Raw genomic sequence first — 20,964 nt, forward strand, 5'->3', positions numbered from 1 at the left:
GCCTACGGTTCAGACGGCTTCGCGCTCGCGCACGCGCTGCCCGACGACGGCGGAGACGCCGTCCTGCCGCATCGAGACGCCGTAGAGGGCGTCGGCGATCTCCATCGTCCGCTTCTGATGGGTGATGACGATGAGCTGGCTCGATTCGCGGAGCTGCTCGAAGACGCCGAGGAGGCGACCGAGGTTCGCGTCGTCGAGCGCCGCCTCGACCTCGTCGAGGATGTAGAACGGGCTCGGCCGCGCCTTGAAGATCGCCGTCAGCAGCGCGACGGCCGCCAGCGACCGCTCGCCGCCGGAGAGGAGCGACAGCCGCTCGATCTTCTTGCCGACCGGACGCACGGCGACTTCGATGCCGGTCGTGAGCGGGTCGTCCGGGTTCGTCAGCGAGATGCTCCCGGCGCCGCCCGGGAAGAGGATCGGGAAGACCTCGCCGAAGGCGGTCTTGGTGTCCTCGAACGCGGCCAGGAAGATCGTCTGCATCCGCTCGTCGAGTTCGTCGATGATCGTGAGCAGGTCCGTGCGGGTCTGCGTCAGGTCGGCGAGCTGCTCCGTGAGGAACGCGTGCCGCTGTTCCAGCGCCGCGAACTCCTCGAGCGCGAGCGGGTTGACGCGGCCGAGCTGGGCGAGCTTCCGCTCCGCGTCGGCCAGGCGCTTGCGCTGACGGTCCCGGTCGTACGGGACGGGGTCACCGTCCTCGGTGTCGGCCGGAATCGGCTGGTCGGGACCATATTCCGAAACGAGAATGTTCTCGTCGAGGCTGAGTTCGGACGCGACGCGCTCGAGCAGGCTCGTGACGTGCAAGCGCTTCTCGTGCATCTGGAGCTCGAGGCCGTGGACGCTCTCGGTGAGCCGGCTCAGCCGCTCGCGAACGACGGCGTCCTGCGCGCGCAGCTGCGCCAGCTCCGCCGTCACGGCGGTGCGGGACTGCTCGGCGAGGGCGAGCTCGACGCGTGCCTGGGTCACGGACCGGTCGACGGACTCCAGGAGCGGCGGCAGCTGATCGGCGAGCTCGGCGGCGAGCTCGCGCTGGGCGCGGCGGATGACGGCGCGCCGGGCCGCTTCCTCGGCGGCGGCGCGCTCGCGCTCCCGCTGCCGCTCCAGCTGGGCGACGCGCGCTTCGCCGGCGCGGACGCGTTCCTTGAGCGTCTCGACGTCCAGCCGGGCGCGCATCTCGGCGTCGCGGGCGGCCTCGAGCGCCCCGAGGAGCTCGTCGCGGGAGGAGGCGTCGAGGATGGGACGCGGCGCGTCCTGCGCCTTCGCGAGCGCCGCGTCCGCGGTGCGCGCGGAGGCCTCGGCGTCGGCGACGGCGGCCTGTGCCTGGCGGACGCCGGCCTCCAGCCGCTCGCACTCCGCCAGGGCCGCCTCGTGGCGGAGGGTCGCGCGGTTGACCTGCTCGGTGTGCGCCGCCAGCGCGGCGTCGTGGGCGCGGAGGGTTTCCAGCGCCTCGCGGGTGCGGCGGCGGGCGTCGTCCCAGGCGGCCTGCGCGTCGGCCAGCGCCTCGCGGAGCGAGTCGGCGACGACGGCGATCTCGCCGAGGCGCTCGGCGGCAGCGACCCGCTCCGCGGCGAGCTCGAGGCGCGAGCGTCCCGCACCCGATCCCGCACGGACGGTGTACTCCGTGACGATCTCCCCGGCGCGGGTGACGATCGTGACCGGACCGGCGCCCTGATCCGCCAGTGCGCGCCCGGCGGCGTGCGCGGCGTCGAGGTCGTCGACGATCCCCACGGCGGCGAGCACGCCGAGGACACCCTCCGGCGCCGTCACGACGTCACGGGCCAGGACGACCCCCGGTACGCCGGACGGCAGGTCGGCGACAGCGCGACCGGCCGCGACGGCGATGTCGACGGAGCCGAGGTCGGCGTCACGGGCCGTGCGCGCCATCTCGAGCGCGGCGTCGACGTCGTCGACGAGCACGCCCTCGGCGAGCGAGCCGAGGGCGGCGGCGATGGCCGCCTCGTAGCCGGGGGTGACCTTGACGGCGTCGCCGACGAGTCCGCGGATGCCGCGCCCGCCGCGCGCGATGAGCTCGGCGGCGGCGTTGCGGATGTCGAGGGCCCGGCCGAGCGCGGCGGTCTGGGCCGTGAGCGACTCGACCTCGCGCTCCGCGGCGTGCAGCCGCTCCCGCAGACCGCCGACCTTCGCCTCGAGGTCGGTGGCCTCGCGCTGACTGCGCTCGTAGCCGGCGGCATGCTCGGCCGACGAGCTCTCCGGCACCAGGTCCGGGTCGACGCCGGCGAGGACCTCGGCGGCTTCGTCGCGGCGCTGCAGGGCCGCATCCAGTGCCCGCTGCTGCCGTTCCACGGCGGCGCGGACGGCGTCCAGGCGGGAGGCGGCGGCCTCCGCGGTGCCCCGCAATGCCGCCAGGCGCATGTCGTGCTCGGAGACCAGGGCGCTCTGTGCGGCGATGTCGACGTCGAGGGCGTCCAGCTCGGCACGCGCCCGGATGACGTCACGCGACCCCGCCGCGGCGGCATCCTGTGCGGCACCCAGCCCGCTCGCGATCTCGTCGATCTCGGCGCGGGCCTCGTCGATCGCGGCCTGGCCGACCGTGGCCACCTCGATCGCGAGCTGCCCGTCGTCCTCGAGCAGCGCGAGACGCTGCCCGGCGAGGGAGTGCAGGCTCCGCAGCCGCTCCTGGACCTGCTCGAGGGAGAACGCGACGGCGCGGGCCTTGTCGACGAGTTCCGATCGCTGCTGCGCTTCGAGGGACTCGATGCGGACCTTGAGCTGCTCGGCCTCGTCCTGCAGGACGAGGCGCTCCCCGTGCCGCTCCTGCTCGTTGCGGGCATGATCGGCGAGCTGGGTGCGCAGCGAGACGAGGTCGTCGGCGTAGAGCCGGGCCTTCGCGTCGCGGACGACCGCGGCGATGGTCGCCGCCTCGCGGGCGATCTCGGCCTGCTTGCCGAGGGGTTTCAGCTGCCGGCGCAGTTCGCCGGCCAGATCGCTGAGGCGGGTCAGGTTCGCCTCCATGGCGTCGAGCTTGCGGAGGGTCTTCTCCTTGCGTCGGCGGTGCTTGAGGATGCCGGCGGCCTCCTCGATGAACCCGCGACGCTCCTCCGGCGAGGCCTGGAGGACGGTGTCGAGGCGCCCCTGTCCGACGATGACGTGCATCTCCCGGCCGAGACCGGAGTCGCTGAGCAGCTCCTGCACGTCCAGCAGCCGGCACGTGTCGCCGTTGATCGCGTATTCGCTCGCTCCGTTGCGGAACAGCGTGCGACTGATCGTCACCTCGCTGTACTCGATCGGCAGGGCGCCGTCGCTGTTGTCGATGGTGAGCTGCACTTCGGCGCGGCCGAGGGGACCGCGCGTCGCCGTCCCGGCGAAGATGACGTCCTCCATCTTGCCGCCGCGGAGCGTCTTCGCGCCCTGCTCGCCCATGACCCAGGCGAGGGCGTCGACGACGTTCGACTTGCCCGATCCGTTGGGTCCGACGATGCACGTGACGCCCGGCTCGAGGGCGAACGTGGTCGGTTGCGCGAACGACTTGAAGCCCTTGAGCGTCAGGCTCTTCAGATGCATCCGGCCAGCCTCCCGACATGAGTGTCCGGTCCACCGTAGCCCACCGCACGCCGTGCCCTCTTGACGCGGAGGGCGAGTCGGGTCTATCGTCACTGATCGCGTCTGAAGTCGAGAAAGGAGGTCCCCGAAATGATGACCATCACCGCCACCACCGGAGCGTTCGCTCCGGCGTTCATCCGTCCGGGGACCGGCTCCTTCGGCGCCTTCCCGAGCCTGAGCGCTCGCGGCGCCTGCTGACGTCCGCACAGGAGGACTCCGTCCTCTTCGGGCTCGCGGTCTCCGCCCATCCGGCCTCGTCCTGATCGGCGCTCGGCCTTCCCCTTCGTGCTGCGGCACGATCTCCGCCGCGTTCGCGGCATCCTTCACCCACTCCGAAAGAGAACCACCATGAGTACTCTCCTTGCGCCGCAGCGCCCGTCGGGCATCCCCGATCCGCTGCAGCTTCCGGGCCGTGCGCCGCGCACGTCCCTCCCCGACCGCATCGCCATGCGGATCGCCCTGGCTCTGCTCCTGTGGAGCACACGGCCGACCGACAACCGGGACCGCGCCGCCGGCGCGCAGGCGCACCGGCTCCTGCGCGACCGCCGGATCCGCGAGCAGGAGTGGGCGCGAGCGCGCCTCCTCCTCCCGAACAGCCGATGACCGGTCACCCCGGCATCCCACAGAACGGAAATGACATGCAGACGACGACAACGGGCGTCGAGTTCCGGCGCCTGACCGTCCCCGCCGCGATCGGCGACGCGGACGACGCCGACTTCGTCGAGATGGTGCGCGTGCGCAACGCCGTCTACGCCGAGATCAACGGCAACGCCGACGACGACCTCACGCCGCAGGAGCTGCTGCCGCATTACGCGCCGGACCCGCACGAGATCCGGCTCATGTGGCTCGTCGTGGCCGACGGTGCGATCGTCGGCCGCGTCGGCGTCGACCTTCCCCTGGAGGACGGGTCGAAGAACGCCTACTGGCTCGTGGAGCTGCAGCGCTCGCACCGCGGGCGCGGCATCGGCACGGCGGGGTACGCCCTCGTCGAGGAGGCGGCCCGGGAGCACGGCCGGACCGTGCTGCAGTCGTGGGCGACGCACCCCGACGCGCCGGGCCGCCGCCTCACGCCGCCGACGGGCTTCGGGGAGATCCCCGAGGACGACGTCGCCCGGTTCTACCTCCGCAACGGCTACACGCTCGAGCAGATCGAGCGCAAGAGCGAGCTCGACCTGGTGACGTCCGCCCCGACGGTGCGGCGCCTCCTCGCCGAGGCGGAGGCGAAGGCGACGGGCTACCGGGTCATCCAGTGGAGCCCGCCCACGCCGGAGGAGTACATCGACGGGTACGCCTGGACGAAGTCGCGCATGTCGACGGATGCACCCGCCGCCGGACTCGAGTTCGACGAGGAGACCTGGGATGCCGAGCGCGTTCGGCTGCACGACCAGCGCTACCTCGACGGCGGCCGCACGGTGCTCGTCACGGTCGCTCAGCACATCGACTCGGGAGCCATCGTCGCGTTCAACGAACTGGCCATCGGCCCGGACCGGACGCTCGCCACGAGCCAGGAGGACACCCTCGTGCTCAAGGAGCACCGCGGCCACAGGCTCGGGCAGCTCGTGAAGTGCGCCGGCCTGGCGCGCTGGCGCACCGAGATCGCGCCGGAGTCCCCCAAGGTGATCACCTACAACGCCGAGGAGAACCGGCCGATGCTGGACATCAACGAGGCGATCGGGTTCGTCCCGGTGTCCTACAACGGCGCCTGGAAGAAGGTCCTGCCGTGACCGTCCTCGGGACGGAGCGTCCGGTCGTCGTCCCCGTCGGAGTGCCGCGGCACATCGACGGGGACGACGCGCGCGACTTCCGCGCGCTGGCCGACGTCTTCAACACCGCGCTGCACCACGACCTGGGCCTCGACCATCTCCGTTGGGATGCCGCCGAGATGCTGCCCGCCTGGCAGGACCAGACCGACCGCCTGCAGGCGGCGTTCCTCGCCTGGAAGGACGGCCGCCCGGCGGGAGCCCTCGCACTGACCGCGCCGCGGGAAGAGGGCGCCACGGAACTGGAGTTCGACCTGCTGGCGCTGCCGGATGCGCGGCGCGACGGCGCCGTCGAGGACGCACTGCTGCAGCGGCTCCTCGCCGAGGCCGCGCGCCTCGGACGCACGCACGTGCAGACCTACACACTGCACCGCGCGGATGCCGGCGGCGAGCGGATCGGCTCCCCCACGGGCTTCGGCTCCGTCCCGGTCGACCGGTACTCGCGGTTCTACCGCGACCACGGCTTCACGCTGCAGCAGGTCGAGCGCAACAGCATCCTGGATCTCACCGCTCCCCTGGACCGCGTGCAGGAGCTGCTCGCGACCGCCGAGGCCGCGGCCGCGGCCGGCCCGCACTACCGTCTGCGGACGTGGACGTCGCCGACCCCCGCGCCGTGGCGCGCGGAGTTCGCGCACGTCATCTCGCGGATGTCGACGGATGCGCCCTTCGCCGGGCTGACCATGACGGAGGAGACGTGGGATGCCGCGCGCGTCGCGCGTCGTGACGAGCGGCTCCGTGCCGGCGGACTGCTCGTCTCGGTGGCTGTGGTCGAGCACGTCCCGACCGGCCGGCTCGTCGCTTACAACGAGCTGACGATCGGCGCCGACCGGACGCGCCCGACGAACCAGTGGGGCACCCTCGTGCTCCGCGAGCATCGCGGTCACCGCCTCGGGACGCTCGTGAAATGCGCGAACATCCTGCGCTGGCGGGAGCTCGTGCCGCAGTCGCCCGTGATCACGACGTTCAACGCGGAGGAGAACCGCCCGATGCTGGACGTGAACGAGGCACTCGGCTTCACGCCGCTCACCGTCGCCGGCGCGTGGCAGCGGGTCAGCTGACCGCGCGGGGGCGTCGCTGGCAGTGCGCGCAATAGTGGCTGGACCGGTTCATGAACCCGACCCGCACGATCGGGTGCCCGCACCGCGGGCACGGCTGACCCGTGCGACCGTAGGCGTTGAGCGAGTGCGCGAAGTAGCCGGCCTGCCCGTTGACGTTGACGTACTGCGCGTCGAAGCTCGTGCCGCCCTCCGCCAGCGCCTTCTCGAGCACCGTGCGGACCTCCGCGAGGAGCCGCCGGACCGTCCGCGGCGACATGCCTGCTGCGGATGTCTCCGGGTGGATGCGGGCGGCCCAGAGCGCTTCGTCGGCGTAGATGTTCCCGATGCCGCTCGCGACGGTCTGGTCCAGCAGTACGCGCTTGACCGCCGACTTCTTCCGCCGCGTCGCCGTGACGAACGCGGCGTCGTCGAAGGCAGGATCCAGCGGGTCGCGGGCGATGTGCGCGACCTGGGTCGGCACCGTCGCCGCGTCGGTCCCCCACCCGCCCGGGGCGCCGTCGGCGGTCGGCACGAGGGCGTCGAGGGCGAGCGAGCCGAACGTGCGCTGGTCGGCGAAGACGACGGCGAGATCGCCGTGCTCCGGATGCGCGATGTCGAGCCGGATCCGCTCGTGCCGCTCCTGGGCAGCGCCGGGCGCACGCAGCAGGAGCTGTCCGCTCATCCCGAGGTGTGCCACGACCGCCTCGTCGGCGCCGCGCACCGGCATCCACAGGAACTTGCCGCGGCGGGCGGCGGTCTCGATGATCCGCCCGGTCAGCGCGCGCTCGAAGTCGACGCCGTCGCTGGTGTGCCGCGTGAGCGCCCGTTCGTCGAGGACCGTGATACCGAGCACGGTGGCGCCGGAGACGGCGGGCGCGAGACCGGCGCGGACGACCTCGACCTCGGGCAGCTCAGGCATCCGGCAGCTCAGGCACGGGCGGACAGCTCGCGCCACACGGCGAGAGCGGCGGCCATCTCGGCCTGCTTCTTGCTGCTGCCGCGGCCGTCGCGCTCCACGTCGCCGACCGTGACGGTCGCGGTGAACACGCGGTGGTGGTCGGGGCCGGCGGCCACGACGACATACTGCGGCGGCGCGAGGTTCATGCGCGCCGCGAGCTCCTGCAGGCTCGTCTTCGGATCCATCGCGGCGCCGTAGCGCTCCGGGTCGGCCATGAGCGGCGCGACGAGGCGGAGGACGAGCGCCGTCGCGGCATCGGGGCCGGCGGAGAGGAACGTCGCGCCGATGACGGCTTCCATCGTGTCGGCGAGGATCGAGTCCTTGTCGCGTCCGCCGGTCTGGTCCTCGCCGCGCCCGAGACGCAGGTGCGCACCCAGCCCGATGCCGCGGGCGACCTCGGCCAGCGCGACCGTCGAGACGACGCTCGCGCGACGCTTGGCCAGCGCACCCTCCTCCAGGCCCGGGTGACGCGTGTACAGGTGCACAGTCACGGCCTGGCCGAGGATCGAGTCCCCGAGGAACTCGAGGCGTTCGTTGTGCGCGATCCCGCCGTTCTCGTACGCGAACGAGCGATGCGTGAGCGCAAGCGACAGAAGCTCGGGGTCGATGTCGACCCCGAGCTTGTCGGTGAGCAGCTGGTGCTCGAGCGAGACCTCAGTCACGGCGCGGGCCGCGAGGATCAGACGTCGGCGACCTTGCGGCCCTTGTACTCCAGGAACAGCTCCGTGCCCTGCGAGTCGGTGACGACCTTGGCCTGGTGCGGACGGCTGTAGACGACCTTGCCGTTCTCCACGGTGGTGGTCAGCGTGATGGGCGCCGCCTTCCACTGGGCGCGGCGCGAACGGGTGTTGGAGCGGGAGACCTTCCGCTTCGGGGGGTTACCTGCCATGGCTAGCTCTTCTCTGTGTCGTCGGCGGCGGGGCGCGCTGCCTCGTCGTCGTGGTCTGGGGTGAGGGCCTTCAGCGTGGCCCAACGCGGGTCGATCGGAGCTTCCGGCACGGCATCCGGCGCCAGCTTCACGCCCGTGGCCGGATCGAGGCCGGGGCAATCCGGCTGGCACACCGGCTGGAAAGGAAGCGACAGGACGATCGCATCCCTGACCGGAGTTTCAAGATCCACGTGGTCGTCTTGAACCTCGAAGTCAGTCGCTTCCGATCCAGGATACCCGAAGAGTTCCTGAATCTCGACTTCGACGGGCTGCGTGATCTCGGTCAGGCAGCGTCCGCATTCGCCCGAGTACTGGGTCGCGATGTCGGCGGTGACGAGGATGCCCTCGTGGACGGACTCCAGCCGGACGGCGATGTCGATGGGCTCCCCCTGCGGGACGGACACCAGGCCTTCGCCCCATTTGGCGGGCGCGGCGACCTCGAGGTCGTGTTCGCGCATCTCGCCCGCACGGTGCGAGATGTCGCGCACCGACAGGACGAAGGGACCGTTCATATGCTTTCTGACCACGGTCGTCAATGCTAGTCGGCGCCGGGACCACCGGGGCCCGCCGCGCAGGTGCGCCGGCTCAGAGTCCCCGCGCGCCGGTATCCAGGAAGCGCGCCACCGGGCCCGGCACGAACGGCGACACGTCGCCGCCGAGCGCCGCGACCTGGCGGACGAGGCTGCTGGAGACGAGGGCGTGGGCGGGGTCGGGCAGGAGGAACACCGTCTCGATCTGCGCGAGATGCCGGTTCACGATCGCCATGGGCGTCTCGTACGCGACGTCCACCTGGGAGCGGATGCCCTTGACGAGCACCCCCGCGTCCACGTCGGTCGCGTAGTCGACGAGCAGGCCCATGCTCCACGAGGCGACGATGACGTTGCCGTCGACGTTCTCCTCGGCGATGGACTGCTCCAGCAGGCTCAGCCGCTGCGCGATCGGCAGCATGGCCTCCTTGCCGGGGTTGTGCACCACGAGGACGTGCAGCTCGTCGTACAGCGCCGCGGCCCGGCGGATGACGTCGATGTGACCCAGCGTCGGCGGATCGAACGATCCCGGGACGACGGCGATCCGGTTGTTCATGCCATCGAGCCTATCGGCCGGGCGGGTCAGTTCTTGGCCAGCGCCGCGCGCTCCTGCTGACCGACGCGGCGCCCGATCGCCGCGGCCAGGCCGGCGTGGCGGAGGAGCGCCGGGTCCTCGTCGAGGACCTGCTCCGCCGCGGCGCGGGCGAGCGCGATGAGGTCGGCGTCGGCGACGACGCGGAGGAGGCGCAGCGACGATCGTGCACCCGATTGCGCGTCGCCGAGCACATCGCCCTCACCGCGCAGTTCGAGGTCGACCTCGGCGAGCTGGAAGCCGTCCGTCGTCGCGGCGACCGCCTCGACCCGTGCGCGGGCGGGCGTGCCCTGCGGCGCTTCGGTCACGAGGAGGCAGAGGCCCGGGATCGCGCCGCGGCCCACCCGCCCGCGCAGCTGGTGCAGCTGCGAGACGCCGAACCGGTCGGCTTCGAGGATCACCATCGTCGAGGCGTTCGGGACGTCGACACCGACCTCCACGACGGTCGTGGCGACGAGCACGTCGATCTCCCCGCGACTGAACGCCTGCATGACGACGTCCTTCTGATCCGAGGGCATCTTGCCGTGCAGGATCTCCACCCGGATGCCGTCGAACGCGGGGTGCCCCGCGAGCATCTCGTGCACCTGCACGACCCCCCAGCGGGTGCGCTCCTGCTCCCCTTCGAGCGTCGGCGGCTCCGCGCCGTCGTCCTTCGCGTCCTTCGCGTTCGCCTCGGCGTCGATCGCGGCGCAGACGACGAACGCCTGTCGCCCCTGCGCGACCTCCTCCGCGACGCGCTCCCACACGCGCGCGAACCAGCCCGGCTTCTCATCCAGCGGGGCGACGAAGCTCGAGATGCCGGCGCGCCCGGCCGGGAGCGTCCGGATCGTGGAGACGTCGAGGTCGCCGAAGACGGTCATGGCGACGGTGCGCGGGATGGGCGTCGCGGTCAGCACGAGCACGTGCGGCGAGGTCCCCTTCGCGCGGAGCGTCTCGCGCTGCTCCACGCCGAACCGATGCTGCTCGTCGACGACGACGAGGCCGAGGTCGGCGAACGTCGTCGATTCGCTCAGCAGCGCGTGGGTGCCCACGATGATGCGCGCCTGCCCCGCCGCCGCGCGCAGCGCCGCCTTGCGGCGCTCGGCGACGGGCTGCTGGCCGGTGAGGAGCGTCGGCATGAGCTCCGGCGCGAGCTGAGGGCCCAGCATCCGCGCGATGGAGCGCACATGCTGGCCCGCGAGGACCTCGGTCGGCGCGATGAGCGCGGACTGCCCGCCCGACTGGGCGACCTGCAGCATCGCGCGGAGCGCGACGAGGGTCTTCCCGGAACCGACCTCGCCCTGCACGAGCCGGTTCATCGGCCACGCTCCCTCGAGGTCGGCGGCGATCGTGTCGCCCACCGACACCTGGTCGGGGGTGCGCTCGAACGGCAGCGCCGCGTCGAAGCGGGCGAGGAGGTCGCCGGCCGGCCGGGAGGTCGCGGAGAGCATGCGGACGAACTGGCGCTGCTGCAGGAGCGCCACCTGCAGCACGAACGCCTCGTGCATCCGCAGGGTCTCGCGGGCCTGCTCGATCTGGTCGGGAAGCTCGGGGGCGTGGATGCGCAGGAGGGCGGTGCGGGCATCGAGCAGCCCGAGGCGCTGCCGGAGGTCGTCGGGGAGCGGGTCGGGGACGTCGCCGAGGACGGCGAGGACGATCTCGACGGTCTTCGCGATCTGCCAGCTCGTGACGGTGCTCGTGGCCGGGTAGATCGGGATGGGGAGGTTCTGCTTCGCCTCGGCGCTCGTGCGCGCCTGCTCCTCGTCGTCGAACATCTCATAGTCGGGGTGGGCGAACTGCTTCTGGCCCTTGAAGTCGCCGACCTTGCCGGAGAAGATGCCCTGGCGCCCGACTCTCAGCTCGCTCTGCCGCCACGCCTGGTTGAAGAAGGTCAGGCTCACCGTGCCGTGGCCGTCGCTGATGACGACCTCCAGCAGCGTCCCTTTCCGGGCGCGCATGGGGCGGACGGAGACCGAGCGCACCTCGGCGACGATCGTCACCTGCTCCCCGACGGGCAGCGAGGCGATGGGCGTCAGCTCGCCGCGCCGCGCGTACCGGCGCGGGTAGTGGTCGAGGAGGTCGCCGACCGTGGACATCCCGAACGCCCGTGACAGGGCGGACGCCGTCTTGCCTCCGACGACGCCGTCCAGACGGGACTCGAGGCTCACGGACGGCATGCCCCGAGTCTACGAGCGGTCGGGGACGCCACTCCCCCGCGGCCGCGTACTGTGTGAGCATGATCCGCCGCGCCGTCGCCCGCCTCTACTGGTCGCTCAGTCGCTGGACCCTGCAGACGGAGCCGGCCCCGCAGCGCCCGACGCTCCTGATCGGGGCACCGCACACCTCGAACTGGGACTTCGTCCTCATGCTCGCCCTCGCGTGGCGCCTGGAGATCCCGATCCGCTGGCTCGGCAAGGACTCGCTGTTCCGGGGGTGGCGCGGACCGATCATGCGGCGGCTCGGCGGCATCCCCGTCGACCGATCCGACGCCGCGGGCGTCGTGACCGAGGTCGTGGACCGTGTGCACGCCGGCGAGGTCTTCGGCCTCGTCGTGACCCCGGACGGCACGCGCGGCGGCAACACGTACTGGAAGTCCGGCTTCTATCGCATCGCGCGCGAGACGGGGATGCCGGTGACCCTGGGCTTCGTGGACCGGACGACGATGACGACGGGCCTCGGCCCGACGATCGAGCTGACCGGCGACGTAGCTGCCGACATGGACCGCATCCGCGCCTTCTACGCCGACAAGGCGGGCCTGCGCCCGCACCTGCGCACCGAACCGCGGCTGCGCGACGAGAGCGGCGCGCCGATATCGTGAACAGGTGACGAGGATCATCGCGGGGCTCGCCGGGTCGCTCACCCTGGCGGTGCCGGATGCCGGGACCCGGCCGACGAGCGACCGGGTCCGCGAGTCGCTGTTCGGCTCGCTGGAGTCCGCCGACCGACTGCGCGGCGCCGCCGTGCTGGATCTGTACGCCGGCTCGGGCGCCCTCGCGCTGGAGGCGCTCAGCCGCGGCGCGGCATCCGCCGATCTCGTGGAGAAGGCGCCGCGCGCCGCGGCGGTCGCCGAGCGCAACGCCCGCGCCGTCGCGAAGGCGGTGCCGGGCGCCGCCGCCCGGGTGCACCGGATGACGGCGGACGCCTTCCTGCAGCTGCCGCGCGGCCCCTACGACCTCGTGTTCCTCGATCCGCCGTACGAGGGTGTCGACGACGAGGCGCTCGCCGCGACCCTCGCCCTGCTCGTCCCCCGCCTCGCCGAGGATGCCACGGTGGTCATCGAGCGCGCCGCGCGCTCGTCCGAGCCGGCACTTCCCCCCGGCCTCGTGCGGGAGCGGTCGAAGCGCTACGGCGACACCGCCGTCTGGTGGGCGACCACGCCCTGACGCCGCGGCGGCCCGCCCGGCCCGGCCGCCCGGCCACCCGCCCGAGAAACCACATCGAGCATGAGAAACCGGCTCTGGCGTGGTTTCTCACGCCGGATGTGGTTTCTCGCGGCCGCGAGCCGCATGCGGCGCCCGGCGTGCGAGCCGGACGCCCGGCCGCGTCAGCCGCGGTGCGCGTCCCAGTCCTGGTAGGGGTCCCAGCCGCCCCGGCCCACGGGCGGGGTGCCCCCGACGGTGACGGAGTGCGCGCCACGCGGCACCACGACGCCGGCCGGGCGGAAGCCCTCCGGCAGGGGGACGCCGGCCGGGAACGTCGCGAGGAGGGCGTGGTCCTCGCCGCCGGAGAGCGCGAGCGGATCGCCGGGGTTCTCGAGCGCGATCGTCACGCCCGAGGCCTCCGCCATCCGGGTCGCATCGAGCACGAGGCCGTCCGAGACGTCCATGAGCGCCGTCGCGCCGGCATCCGCCGCGACGGGCCCCAGCGCGATGGGCGGGGAGGGCCGCAGCTGCGCCGTCAGCGCCGCACGCTCGTCCGGTGACAGCGCGGCGAGGTCGACGGGAACCGGTTCGCCGAGATCGTCGCGGAACCGGTCGAACAGCACGGCGAGCCCCCGCGCGGCCTGCCCGAGCGCGCCGGCGACCGCGACGACGTCGCCGGGCCGGGCTCCGGAGCGGAGGACCGGCTCCCGCCCGTCCAGCACCCCGACCGCCGTCACGGCGACCGTGAGGGTGTCCGAGACCGTGAGGTCGCCGCCCTCGACGGCGCAGACCGGGGCGAGCTCGTCGCAGGCCTCGCGGAGCCCCGTGGCGAGGTCCTCCAGGAACCGCAGCCGCGTCGCCTCGGGCGCCGCGAGGGCGACGAACAGCGCGGTCGGCCGCGCGCCCATCGCGGCGATGTCGGCGAGGTTCACGGCGGCGGCCTTGAAGCCGAGATCGCGGCCGCTCGACCAGGCGAGGCGGAAGTCGGGGCCGTGCACGAGCGTGTCCGTCGTGACGACGACACGGCCGTCCGGCGCGGCGAGCACGGCGGCGTCGTCGCCCGGCCCGACGAGGGCTCGCGAGGAGCCCCGCAGCGCGCCGAGGATGCGGGCCAGCACCGCGCGTTCGCTCGATCCGCCGACCGTCTCCCCGTCATCGCCTGGCATGCCTCCACGCTAGCCTGGAGTGGTGCCCCGCCCGCGCCCGACCGCCGTCCTCCTGGCCGTGCTGACGGCGCTGACGCTCACCGGCTGCGCCACCACGGTCTCGATGCAGCCCGCCGACGAGGCGAACGATCCGCTGTGCGCGGAGGTCATGGTCCGCCTCCCCGACACGCTCGACGGCCAGCAACGCCGGTGGACCGACGCGCAGTCCACGGCGGCGTGGGGCGACCCGTCCGCCGTCCTGGTGTCCTGCGGGGTCGTGCCGCCCGGGCCCACCGAGGCGCAGTGCATCACGGTGGCCGGCATCGACTGGATCGTCGACGACTCCGCCGCGCCGCGCTACCGGATCACGAGCTACGGCCGGACGCCGGCGGTCGAGGTGCTCACCGACAACGAGATCGTCGCGCCCACGACGGTGCTGGATGGCCTCGCGACGGCGCTGCAGCAGGTCCCCGCCCAGCGGCAGTGCACCTCGACGTCGTCGGTCCTGCCCTGACGGGCGACCGCTGACGCCGGATCCCCCGTCCGCTCAGGCGGCGCGGGCGATCTCGATGAGCTCCGTGATGAGCTCGGGGTAGGTCATCCCGGAGGCGATCCAGCATTTCGGGAACATCGAGATCGGGGTGAAGCCGGGCATCGTGTTGAGCTCGTTCACGAAGAACTCGGTGCCGGTGTAGAAGAAGTCCACCCGGGCGAGCCCTTCGCCGCCGATCGCCTCGAACGCACGGGCGGCGATCCGCTGCATCTCCGCGAGCTCGCCGTCGCCGAGGTCGGCGGGACAGGTCAGCGCGACGCCGGGAACGTCGAGGTACTTCGCCTCGAAGTCGTAGAACTCCCGGCCGTCCAGCACGATCTCGCCCGCGACGCTCACGCGCGGGAGCCCGCCGTCGCGCGCGGCCAGCACGCCGCACTCGATCTCGCGGCCGACGACGGCCTGCTCGACGAGCACGGTGCCGTCCTCCGCGAAGGCGGTCTCCAGCGCGGCGTCGAGCTCGCCGAGGTCCGAGACCTTCGACACGCCGACGCTGGATCCCGCGCGGGCGGGCTTGACGAAGAGGGGCAGGTCGAGGGCGCGGATGCGGCGCAGCCACAGGTCCCGGTCGCGCGCGAGGTCGCGCCGGGTGACCGTCACCCACGGCACGACGGGCACGCCCGCGGCCTTCAGGACGCTCTTGGTGGTGTGCTTGTCCATCCCGATCGCGGACATCAGCAGGCCCGCACCGACGTACGGCAGGTCGAGCAGCTCGAGGAAGCCCTGGATCGTGCCGTCCTCGCCGAACCGGCCGTGCAGGATCGGGAAGACGACGTCGACCTCGCCGAGCGACCGCTCGCCGTCGGCGTCGCGGACGCGCAGTTCGCGGGACGCCGCGGAGTCCGGCCAGATGACACGGGTGCCGTTGTCGACGACCTCCGGCAGGTGCGCGGGGTCGAGCGAGAACTTGTCCGGCTCGTCGTCCTCCAGGACGTACGCCCCCTCGCGGGTGATGCCGATGGGGATGACGCGGTAGCGCTCGCGGTCAATCGCGCGGAGCACTCCCCCGGCCGTTGCGGAGCTGATCGAATGCTCGCTGGAGCGACCTCCAAAGAGCACCGCCACTGCCGCCTTGTCCATTCTGCGTCCTCTCGCCCTTGGGCTGGTCGTCGTCCGTCGTCAGGTGGGGCGCGATGTCGCGCGGGTTCATGGTGCCGTCCAGGACCATCTTGACCTGCTCGACGATCGGCATGTGCACGCCGGCATCCCGGGCCAGCTGCAGGATCGGCGCGACGGACGCGAGCCCCTCCGCGGTCTGGTCCATCTGCTTCACGACGTCCTGGAAGCTGTACCCCTGGCCCAGGAGCCGGCCCGCCGTGTTGTTGCGGCTGAGCGGCGACTGGCACGTCGCGATGAGGTCGCCGAGCCCGGCGAGCCCCTGCAGCGTCTCCGGCTGCGCGCCCTGCGCGACGGCGAAGTCCGTCATCTCCACGAGGCCGCGCGTGATGATCGACGCCTTCGTGTTCTCGCCGTAGCCGACGCCGTCGACGATGCCGATGGCGACGGCGATGAGGTTCTTCAGGACCCCGCCGAACTCCGTGCCGATGACGTCGGTGTTCACGAAGGTGCGGAAGTAGGCGTTGCGGGCGCGGCGGGCGACGGCTTCCGCGGTCTCCTGGCTCGTGGAGGAGATGACGGCGGCGGTCGGCTGCTCGCGCGCGATCTCCAAGGCGAGGTTGGGGCCGGATGCCACGGCGATCCGGGACGGATCGCAGTGCAGCTCCTGCTCGATGACCTGGCTCATCCGCAGGCCGGAGCGCTTCTCGACGCCCTTCATGAGCGACACGATGGGGGCGTCGGTGGCGGCGACCAGCGGGCGGACGGCCTTCAGGTTCTGGCGCAGGGCCTGGCTGGAGATCGCCAGGTAGACCTGTGTCGCCTCCTCGAGCGCATCGGAGAGGTGGGAGGTCGCGGTCATCGACCGGGGCAGGTTGACGCCCGGGAGGTACTCGCTGTTGCGCTTGCCCTCGTTGATCTCCTGCGCGAGCTCGGACCGGCGGGCCCACATGACGACCTGCGCGCCGCCGTCGGCGAGCACCTTGCCGAACGTGGTCCCCCAGCTGCCGGCGCCGATGACGGCGACGCGGGGCATGGCGGCATCCTGCCTACGACTCAAGGCGGCCCGTCTCCTTCTGCCCGTGATCGGACGGGTTCCAGCGCTGCGCGGGCGGCGTTTCGCCGCGCAGCTCGCCGAGGAGCCGCGAGATGTCGGCCATGACGACATCCGTCGCGGCGACGAGGTTCGTGGGTGTCGCCTTCGCGCGGTACGCGTCGAGGTCCACGGGCGGGCCGAGGCGCACCTGCACGCGCTTGCGGAGCGGCCAGAGGCTGAGCCTGCCGTAGCGCGGCAGGATCTTCTCGACGCCCCACATGGCGACGGGGATGACGGGGATGTCGCCCTCGAGCGCGAGCCGCACCGCGCCGGTCTTGCCGCGCATGGGCCAGAGGTCGGGGTCGCGGGTGAGCGAGCCCTCCGGGTACACGATGACGCCGCGGCCCTTCTCGACCAGCGACGCGGCCTGCACGATGGTCTGGCGCGCCGCGGACGCGGAGGACGCCCGCGCGACGGGGACCATGCCCATCGAGGTCAGGAGCGGACCGAGCACCGGAACCCGGAAGAGGCTCTCCTTCGCCATGAACCGCGGGGCCCGCCCGAGCCGCCACGTCGCGACGGCCACGATCACGGGGTCGAACTCGCTGTAGTGGTTCGGCGCGAGGACGTAGGGGCCCTCCTGCGGCAGGTGCTCGCCGCCGGTGATCTCGATCTTCGCGATCAGCCCGACGACCGGGACGACGATGGCTGCGGCCGGCCAGAAGACGCTGGGCGCGGACTTCTCGGCGGAGGCCCGCCGCCGTGGGGAGCGCGGCACCGATTATCCGATGACGTCGAAGTCGGCGCCGACGGCGGCGAGCTTGTCGAGGAACTTCTCGTACCCGCGGCGGATGATCCCGATGTTGCGGACGGTCGACTGCCCCTCGGCCGCGAGGGCGGCGATCACGTAGCTGTACCCGCCACGGAGGTCGGGGACGACGACGTCGGCGCCGTGCAGCGGCGTCGGGCCGTTGATGACGGCGGCCTGCTCCAGTGCGCGGCGCGGGACGCGCCGGTCGGGGCTCGCGATGCCATCCGGGTGCACGACGATGTCGGCGCCCATCTGGACGAGCGCGCGGGTGAAGCCGAGCCGGTTCTCGTACACGGTCTCGTGGACGATGGACTCGCCCTCCGCCTGCGTCAGCGCGACGATGAGCGGCTGCTGCCAGTCGGTCATGAAGCCGGGGTGCACGTCGGTCTCCACGACGACGGGCCGCAGCGCCCCGCCCCGGCGGAAGCGGATGCCGTCCTCGGCGATGTCGAAGTCGCCGCCGGCCTTGCGGAACACGTTGAGGAAGGTCAGCATCTCCTGCTGCTTGGCCCCGCCGACGAAGATGTCGCCGTCGGTGGCCAGCGCTGCGCACGCCCAGGAGGCGGCCTCGTTGCGGTCGAAGATGCAGCGGTGGTCGTAGCCGCGGAGCGAATCGACGCCCTCGATGAAGATGACGCGGTTGGGCTCGTAGGAGATGATGGCGCCCATCTTCTGCAGCACCGCGATGAGGTCCATGATCTCGGGCTCGATGGCGGCGTTGCGCAGCTCCGTCGTGCCCTTGGCGCGCACCGCCGTCAGCAGCACCTGCTCCGTCGCCCCGACGCTCGGGTACGGCAGCTCGATGTCGGCGCCGCGGAGCCCCTCGGGTGCGGAGAGGCGGATGCCGCTCGGCAGCTTCTCCACGATCGCGCCGAAGGCGCGCAGGGCATCGAGGTGGAAGTCGATGGGACGGTCGCCGATGCGGCAGCCGCCGAGGTCGGGGATGAACGCCTGGCCGAGCAGGTGCAGCAGCGGCCCGCAGAACAGGATGGGGATGCGGGAGGCACCGGCGTGGGCGTCGATCTCCTCCATGTGCGCCGAGACGGCGCCGCGCGGGTCGAGCCGGAGGACGCCCTCGCCGTCGTCCTCGACGGTCACGCCGTGGACCTCCAGGAGCGAGCGGACCACCTGCACGTCGCTGATGTCCGGGACGTCGCGGAGGACGCTGACGTCCTCCCCGAGGAGGGCGGCGACCATCGCCTTCGTCGCGAGGTTCTTCGCGCCCTTGACGTCGACACGACCGGTGAGCGGTCGGCCGCCCCGGATCGAGAGGACCTCTCCGAGCTCGCTGTCCCCGTCCCCGGGGTTCGGCGTCGCCGACGCACTCAGCAGTGTGTTCATCCGGTGGACCTCACTTGTTGTTCGAGGGAACTCGGCCGCGTCCGCAGGATGTGGGACGGGCTGTTCGGGCTACGGGACGGGGATCGTCCGCGGCCGCCACGCCTCACGGCGCGCCTCGAACTGCGAGATCTTCTCTTCGTTGCGCAGTGTGAGCCCGATGTCGTCGAGTCCCTCGAGGAGCCGCCACCTAGTGTAATCGTCGATGTCGAAAGCGACTCGGAGATCGCCGATAACGGCGGTGCGCTCCTGCAGGTCGACCGTCATCCGGGCGCCCGGGTCGGCATCCACGGCCGCCCAGATCGCCTCCAGGTCGGCGTCCCCGATGACCCCCGTGACGAGCCCCTGCTTGCCCGCGTTGCCGCGGAAGATGTCGGCGAACTTGGGGCTGAGGACCACCCGGAACCCGTAGTCGCGGAGCGCCCACACGGCGTGCTCCCGACTCGAGCCGGTGCCGAAGTCCGGCCCGGCGACGAGGACCGACGCGCCGGCGTAGGCGGGCTGGTTCAGGATGAAGTCGGGGTCCTGCCGCCAGTTGGCGAACAGGGCGTCCTCGAACCCGGTCTTCGTGACCCGCTTGAGGTACACGGCCGGGATGATCTGATCGGTGTCGACGGCCGAGCGCTTCAGCGGCAGGACGACACCGGTGTGCGTGGTGAACTTCTCCATGTCAGGCCTCCGCTGCGGTCAGGACGGGCAGGTCGCTGGGGCTCGCGAGCCGGCCGAGGACGGCCGTGGCCGCGGCGACGAGGGGCGAGACGAGGTGTGTGCGACCGCCCTTGCCCTGCCGGCCCTCGAAGTTGCGGTTGCTCGTGGAGGCGCAGCGCTCCCCCGGTGCCAGCTGGTCGGGGTTCATGCCGAGGCACATGGAGCAGCCGGCGAAGCGCCATTCGGCGCCGAAGTCGGTGAACACCTTGTCCAGGCCCTCCACCTCGGCCTCCAGGCGCACGCGCGCCGACCCGGGCACGACCATGACGCGGACGCCGTCCGCCTTGGTCCGTCCGCGGATGATCGAGGCGAACTGGCGCAGGTCTTCGATGCGGCTGTTGGTGCACGAGCCCATGAACACGGCATCCACGGGCACCTCCTTCAACGGGGTGCCGGCGACGAGGTCCATGTACTCCAGCGCCCGCTGCGCGGCGACCCGCTCGTTGGGGTCGGCGAAGTCCTCCGGCGCCGGCACGACGCCGGACAGCGACACGCCCTGACCCGGGTTGGTGCCCCACGTGACGAAGGGCTCCAGCTCGTCGGCGTCGAGGAAGACCTCCGCATCGTAGACGGCGCCCTCGTCCGAGGGGAGCGTCCGCCAGTACGCGACGGCGTCGTCCCAGTCGGCACCGGCCGGCGCGTGCGGGCGGCCCTTGAGGTACGCGAAGGTCGTGTCGTCCGGGGCGACCATGCCGGCGCGCGCGCCGGCCTCGATCGACATGTTGCAGATCGTCATGCGCCCCTCCATGGAGAGGGCTCTGATCGCGGAGCCGCGGAACTCCAGGACGTAGCCCTGGCCGCCGTTCGTGCCGATCTTCGCGATGACGGCGAGGATGACGTCCTTCGCCGAGACACCGGGCTTGACCGTCCCCTCGACCGTGATCGCCATGGTCTTGAACGGCTTCAGGGGCAGCGTCTGGGTCGCGAGGACGTGCTCGACCTCGCTCGTGCCGATGCCGAACGCCATGGCGCCGAACGCGCCGTGCGTCGAGGTGTGCGAGTCGCCGCACACGACCGTGATTCCCGGCATCGTGAGCCCCAGCTGCGGGCCGACGACGTGGACGATGCCCTGCTCCTTGTCGCCGAGCGAGTGCAGCCGAACCCCGAACTCGGCGGCGTTGCGGCGCAGCGTCTCGATCTGGGTCCGGCTCGTGAGGTCGGCGATCGGCTTGTCGATGTCGAGCGTCGGCGTGTTGTGGTCCTCGGTCGCGATCGTGAGGTCGAGGCGCCGCACCGGCCGCCCCTCGGCGCGGAGGCCGTCGAAGGCCTGCGGGCTCGTCACCTCGTGCACGAGGTGCAGGTCGATGTAGATGAGGTCGGGCTCACCGCCCTCGCCTTTGACGACGAGGTGGTCGTCCCAGACCTTTTCGGCCAGGGTGCGAGGACGATCGGGAATCGCAGTGCTCATGGTGTCTCGTTCTCCAGAAAGGGGATCACGCCCGCGACTCACTCCGCGACGAGGACGGGCTCAGAACGAGGTCTCGTCGCGGCCGCTAAGGAGGAGGCGAGTGATCCGCACGCGGCCAGATTACCACCGCGCGACCGGGCGCCCGCCCCGGCCCGGGCGTAACACCGCGTCGCAATCGCGGGTTCCGCAGGCGGCGGCGTGCGACGCTGAG

The 20,964-nt window shown here is 72.2% G+C and carries 20 protein-coding genes; 6 read left to right on the plus strand and 14 right to left on the minus strand.

The annotated features are described in order from the left end of the window. Positions 1–9 precede the first annotated feature (9 nt). A complete protein-coding gene (gene smc / locus MSA03_RS00400) occupies positions 10–3,519 on the minus strand; it encodes a chromosome segregation protein SMC (protein WP_147049242.1) in 3,510 nt (1,169 codons plus the stop codon). Positions 3,520–3,906: 387 nt separating this feature from the next. Here smc and MSA03_RS00405 point away from each other — a divergent pair, with 387 nt between their 5' ends. Genes MSA03_RS00405 through MSA03_RS00415 form a run of 3 tightly spaced genes read left to right on the plus strand, consistent with a single transcriptional unit; the run spans position 3,907 to position 6,376 of the window. Next, complete coding sequence (locus MSA03_RS00405) at positions 3,907–4,161, plus strand: hypothetical protein (protein WP_028495426.1); 255 nt, start codon at positions 3,907–3,909, stop codon at positions 4,159–4,161. Between the two features lie 35 nt (positions 4,162–4,196). Continuing rightward, positions 4,197–5,282, plus strand: coding sequence for a GNAT family N-acetyltransferase (locus tag MSA03_RS00410; RefSeq protein ID WP_147049243.1), 1,086 nt, complete (start codon positions 4,197–4,199; stop codon positions 5,280–5,282). After that, positions 5,279–6,376, plus strand: a complete 1,098-nt coding sequence (locus MSA03_RS00415) for a GNAT family N-acetyltransferase (protein ID WP_147049244.1) — start codon at positions 5,279–5,281, stop codon at positions 6,374–6,376. Before MSA03_RS00410 ends, MSA03_RS00415 begins: the two co-directional genes overlap by 4 nt. Here the strand turns inward: MSA03_RS00415 and mutM are convergent. From mutM to MSA03_RS00445, 6 genes are all read right to left on the minus strand, one after another. Then, on the minus strand, positions 6,369–7,274 hold the full coding sequence (gene mutM / locus MSA03_RS00420) for a bifunctional DNA-formamidopyrimidine glycosylase/DNA-(apurinic or apyrimidinic site) lyase (RefSeq protein WP_147049245.1): 906 nt from the start codon (positions 7,272–7,274) through the stop codon (positions 6,369–6,371). The two genes, MSA03_RS00415 and mutM, sit on opposite strands and share 8 nt — an antisense overlap. A gap of 8 nt (positions 7,275–7,282) precedes the next feature. After that, positions 7,283–7,975 (minus strand): ribonuclease III, encoded by a 693-nt coding sequence (gene rnc / locus MSA03_RS00425; protein ID WP_147049246.1) that lies wholly within the window; start codon positions 7,973–7,975, stop codon positions 7,283–7,285. A 17-nt stretch (positions 7,976–7,992) separates the two neighbouring features. After that, positions 7,993–8,202: a 50S ribosomal protein L32 gene (rpmF, locus tag MSA03_RS00430; RefSeq protein WP_028495421.1), complete on the minus strand. Its 210-nt coding sequence runs from the start codon at positions 8,200–8,202 to the stop codon at positions 7,993–7,995. Between the two features lie 2 nt (positions 8,203–8,204). Beyond that, positions 8,205–8,753 (minus strand): YceD family protein, encoded by a 549-nt coding sequence (locus MSA03_RS00435; RefSeq protein ID WP_028495420.1) that lies wholly within the window; start codon positions 8,751–8,753, stop codon positions 8,205–8,207. Between the two features lie 73 nt (positions 8,754–8,826). After that, positions 8,827–9,324 carry a pantetheine-phosphate adenylyltransferase gene (gene coaD, locus MSA03_RS00440; protein ID WP_028495419.1) on the minus strand — a complete coding sequence of 166 codons (498 nt, stop codon included), beginning with the start codon at positions 9,322–9,324 and terminating at the stop codon, positions 8,827–8,829. Between the two features lie 26 nt (positions 9,325–9,350). Further along, positions 9,351–11,516 carry an ATP-dependent DNA helicase RecG gene (locus MSA03_RS00445; RefSeq protein WP_147049247.1) on the minus strand — a complete coding sequence of 722 codons (2,166 nt, stop codon included), beginning with the start codon at positions 11,514–11,516 and terminating at the stop codon, positions 9,351–9,353. A 59-nt stretch (positions 11,517–11,575) separates the two neighbouring features. Here MSA03_RS00445 and MSA03_RS00450 point away from each other — a divergent pair, with 59 nt between their 5' ends. Together MSA03_RS00450 and rsmD are read left to right on the plus strand one after the other, a co-directional pair. Then, the gene (locus MSA03_RS00450) at positions 11,576–12,157 is read left to right on the plus strand and encodes a 1-acyl-sn-glycerol-3-phosphate acyltransferase (RefSeq protein WP_147049248.1); all 582 of its coding nucleotides are present in this window, start codon (positions 11,576–11,578) and stop codon (positions 12,155–12,157) included. Positions 12,158–12,161: 4 nt separating this feature from the next. Then, positions 12,162–12,722 carry a 16S rRNA (guanine(966)-N(2))-methyltransferase RsmD gene (gene rsmD, locus MSA03_RS00455; protein WP_147049249.1) on the plus strand — a complete coding sequence of 187 codons (561 nt, stop codon included), beginning with the start codon at positions 12,162–12,164 and terminating at the stop codon, positions 12,720–12,722. 161 nt (positions 12,723–12,883) lie between these two features. Here the strand turns inward: rsmD and thiL are convergent, their stop codons facing one another. Further along, the gene (gene thiL, locus MSA03_RS00460; RefSeq protein ID WP_147049250.1) at positions 12,884–13,867 is read right to left on the minus strand and encodes a thiamine-phosphate kinase; all 984 of its coding nucleotides are present in this window, start codon (positions 13,865–13,867) and stop codon (positions 12,884–12,886) included. A gap of 22 nt (positions 13,868–13,889) precedes the next feature. On the opposite strand from thiL, the gene MSA03_RS00465 reads away from it, so the two are divergent. Further along, entirely contained in the window at positions 13,890–14,360 is a 471-nt protein-coding gene (locus tag MSA03_RS00465) for a DUF3515 family protein (protein ID WP_174799816.1), read from the plus strand. Positions 14,361–14,393: 33 nt separating this feature from the next. Here MSA03_RS00465 and MSA03_RS00470 read toward each other — a convergent pair whose 3' ends face one another. The 6 genes from MSA03_RS00470 to leuC all read right to left on the minus strand — a co-directional run bounded on the left by MSA03_RS00470 (position 14,394) and on the right by leuC (position 20,753). Then, on the minus strand, positions 14,394–15,476 hold the full coding sequence (locus MSA03_RS00470) for a D-alanine--D-alanine ligase family protein (protein ID WP_147049252.1): 1,083 nt from the start codon (positions 15,474–15,476) through the stop codon (positions 14,394–14,396). After that, positions 15,382–16,488, minus strand: a complete 1,107-nt coding sequence (locus MSA03_RS00475; protein WP_147049253.1) for an NAD(P)H-dependent glycerol-3-phosphate dehydrogenase — start codon at positions 16,486–16,488, stop codon at positions 15,382–15,384. Before MSA03_RS00475 ends, MSA03_RS00470 begins: the two co-directional genes overlap by 95 nt. A gap of 13 nt (positions 16,489–16,501) precedes the next feature. Continuing rightward, positions 16,502–17,266, minus strand: a complete 765-nt coding sequence (locus MSA03_RS00480; protein ID WP_147049254.1) for a lysophospholipid acyltransferase family protein — start codon at positions 17,264–17,266, stop codon at positions 16,502–16,504. A 3-nt stretch (positions 17,267–17,269) separates the two neighbouring features. Then, a complete protein-coding gene (murA, locus tag MSA03_RS00485) occupies positions 17,270–18,640 on the minus strand; it encodes a UDP-N-acetylglucosamine 1-carboxyvinyltransferase (RefSeq protein ID WP_028495410.1) in 1,371 nt (456 codons plus the stop codon). Positions 18,641–18,709: 69 nt separating this feature from the next. After that, positions 18,710–19,306 (minus strand): 3-isopropylmalate dehydratase small subunit, encoded by a 597-nt coding sequence (leuD, locus tag MSA03_RS00490; protein WP_147049255.1) that lies wholly within the window; start codon positions 19,304–19,306, stop codon positions 18,710–18,712. Position 19,307: 1 nt separating this feature from the next. Continuing rightward, positions 19,308–20,753 (minus strand): 3-isopropylmalate dehydratase large subunit, encoded by a 1,446-nt coding sequence (gene leuC, locus MSA03_RS00495; protein WP_147049256.1) that lies wholly within the window; start codon positions 20,751–20,753, stop codon positions 19,308–19,310. Positions 20,754–20,964 lie beyond the last annotated feature (211 nt).

Origin of the sequence: Microbacterium saccharophilum (assembly GCF_007992455.1) — a bacterium.
GTDB classification, from domain to species: Bacteria; Actinomycetota; Actinomycetes; order Actinomycetales; family Microbacteriaceae; genus Microbacterium; species Microbacterium saccharophilum.

Excerpts from the sequence above, each read along its gene's own strand:
- leuD (WP_147049255.1), bottom strand. The coding sequence starts at position 19,306 with ATGGAGAAGTTCACCACGCACACCGGTGTCGTCCTGCCGCTGAAGCGC.
- MSA03_RS00405 (WP_028495426.1), top strand. The coding sequence starts at position 3,907 with ATGAGTACTCTCCTTGCGCCGCAGCGCCCGTCGGGCATCCCCGATCCG.
- MSA03_RS00445 (WP_147049247.1), bottom strand. The coding sequence starts at position 11,516 with ATGCCGTCCGTGAGCCTCGAGTCCCGTCTGGACGGCGTCGTCGGAGGC.
- coaD (WP_028495419.1), bottom strand. The coding sequence starts at position 9,324 with ATGAACAACCGGATCGCCGTCGTCCCGGGATCGTTCGATCCGCCGACG.
- MSA03_RS00470 (WP_147049252.1), bottom strand. The coding sequence starts at position 15,476 with ATGGACAAGGCGGCAGTGGCGGTGCTCTTTGGAGGTCGCTCCAGCGAG.
- MSA03_RS00475 (WP_147049253.1), bottom strand. The coding sequence starts at position 16,488 with ATGCCCCGCGTCGCCGTCATCGGCGCCGGCAGCTGGGGGACCACGTTC.
- MSA03_RS00450 (WP_147049248.1), top strand. The coding sequence starts at position 11,576 with ATGATCCGCCGCGCCGTCGCCCGCCTCTACTGGTCGCTCAGTCGCTGG.
- MSA03_RS00410 (WP_147049243.1), top strand. The coding sequence starts at position 4,197 with ATGCAGACGACGACAACGGGCGTCGAGTTCCGGCGCCTGACCGTCCCC.
- mutM (WP_147049245.1), bottom strand. The coding sequence starts at position 7,274 with ATGCCTGAGCTGCCCGAGGTCGAGGTCGTCCGCGCCGGTCTCGCGCCC.
- MSA03_RS00435 (WP_028495420.1), bottom strand. The coding sequence starts at position 8,753 with ATGAACGGTCCCTTCGTCCTGTCGGTGCGCGACATCTCGCACCGTGCG.
- thiL (WP_147049250.1), bottom strand. The coding sequence starts at position 13,867 with ATGCCAGGCGATGACGGGGAGACGGTCGGCGGATCGAGCGAACGCGCG.
- murA (WP_028495410.1), bottom strand. The coding sequence starts at position 18,640 with ATGAACACACTGCTGAGTGCGTCGGCGACGCCGAACCCCGGGGACGGG.
- rpmF (WP_028495421.1), bottom strand. The coding sequence starts at position 8,202 with ATGGCAGGTAACCCCCCGAAGCGGAAGGTCTCCCGCTCCAACACCCGT.
- smc (WP_147049242.1), bottom strand. The coding sequence starts at position 3,519 with ATGCATCTGAAGAGCCTGACGCTCAAGGGCTTCAAGTCGTTCGCGCAA.
- leuC (WP_147049256.1), bottom strand. The coding sequence starts at position 20,753 with ATGAGCACTGCGATTCCCGATCGTCCTCGCACCCTGGCCGAAAAGGTC.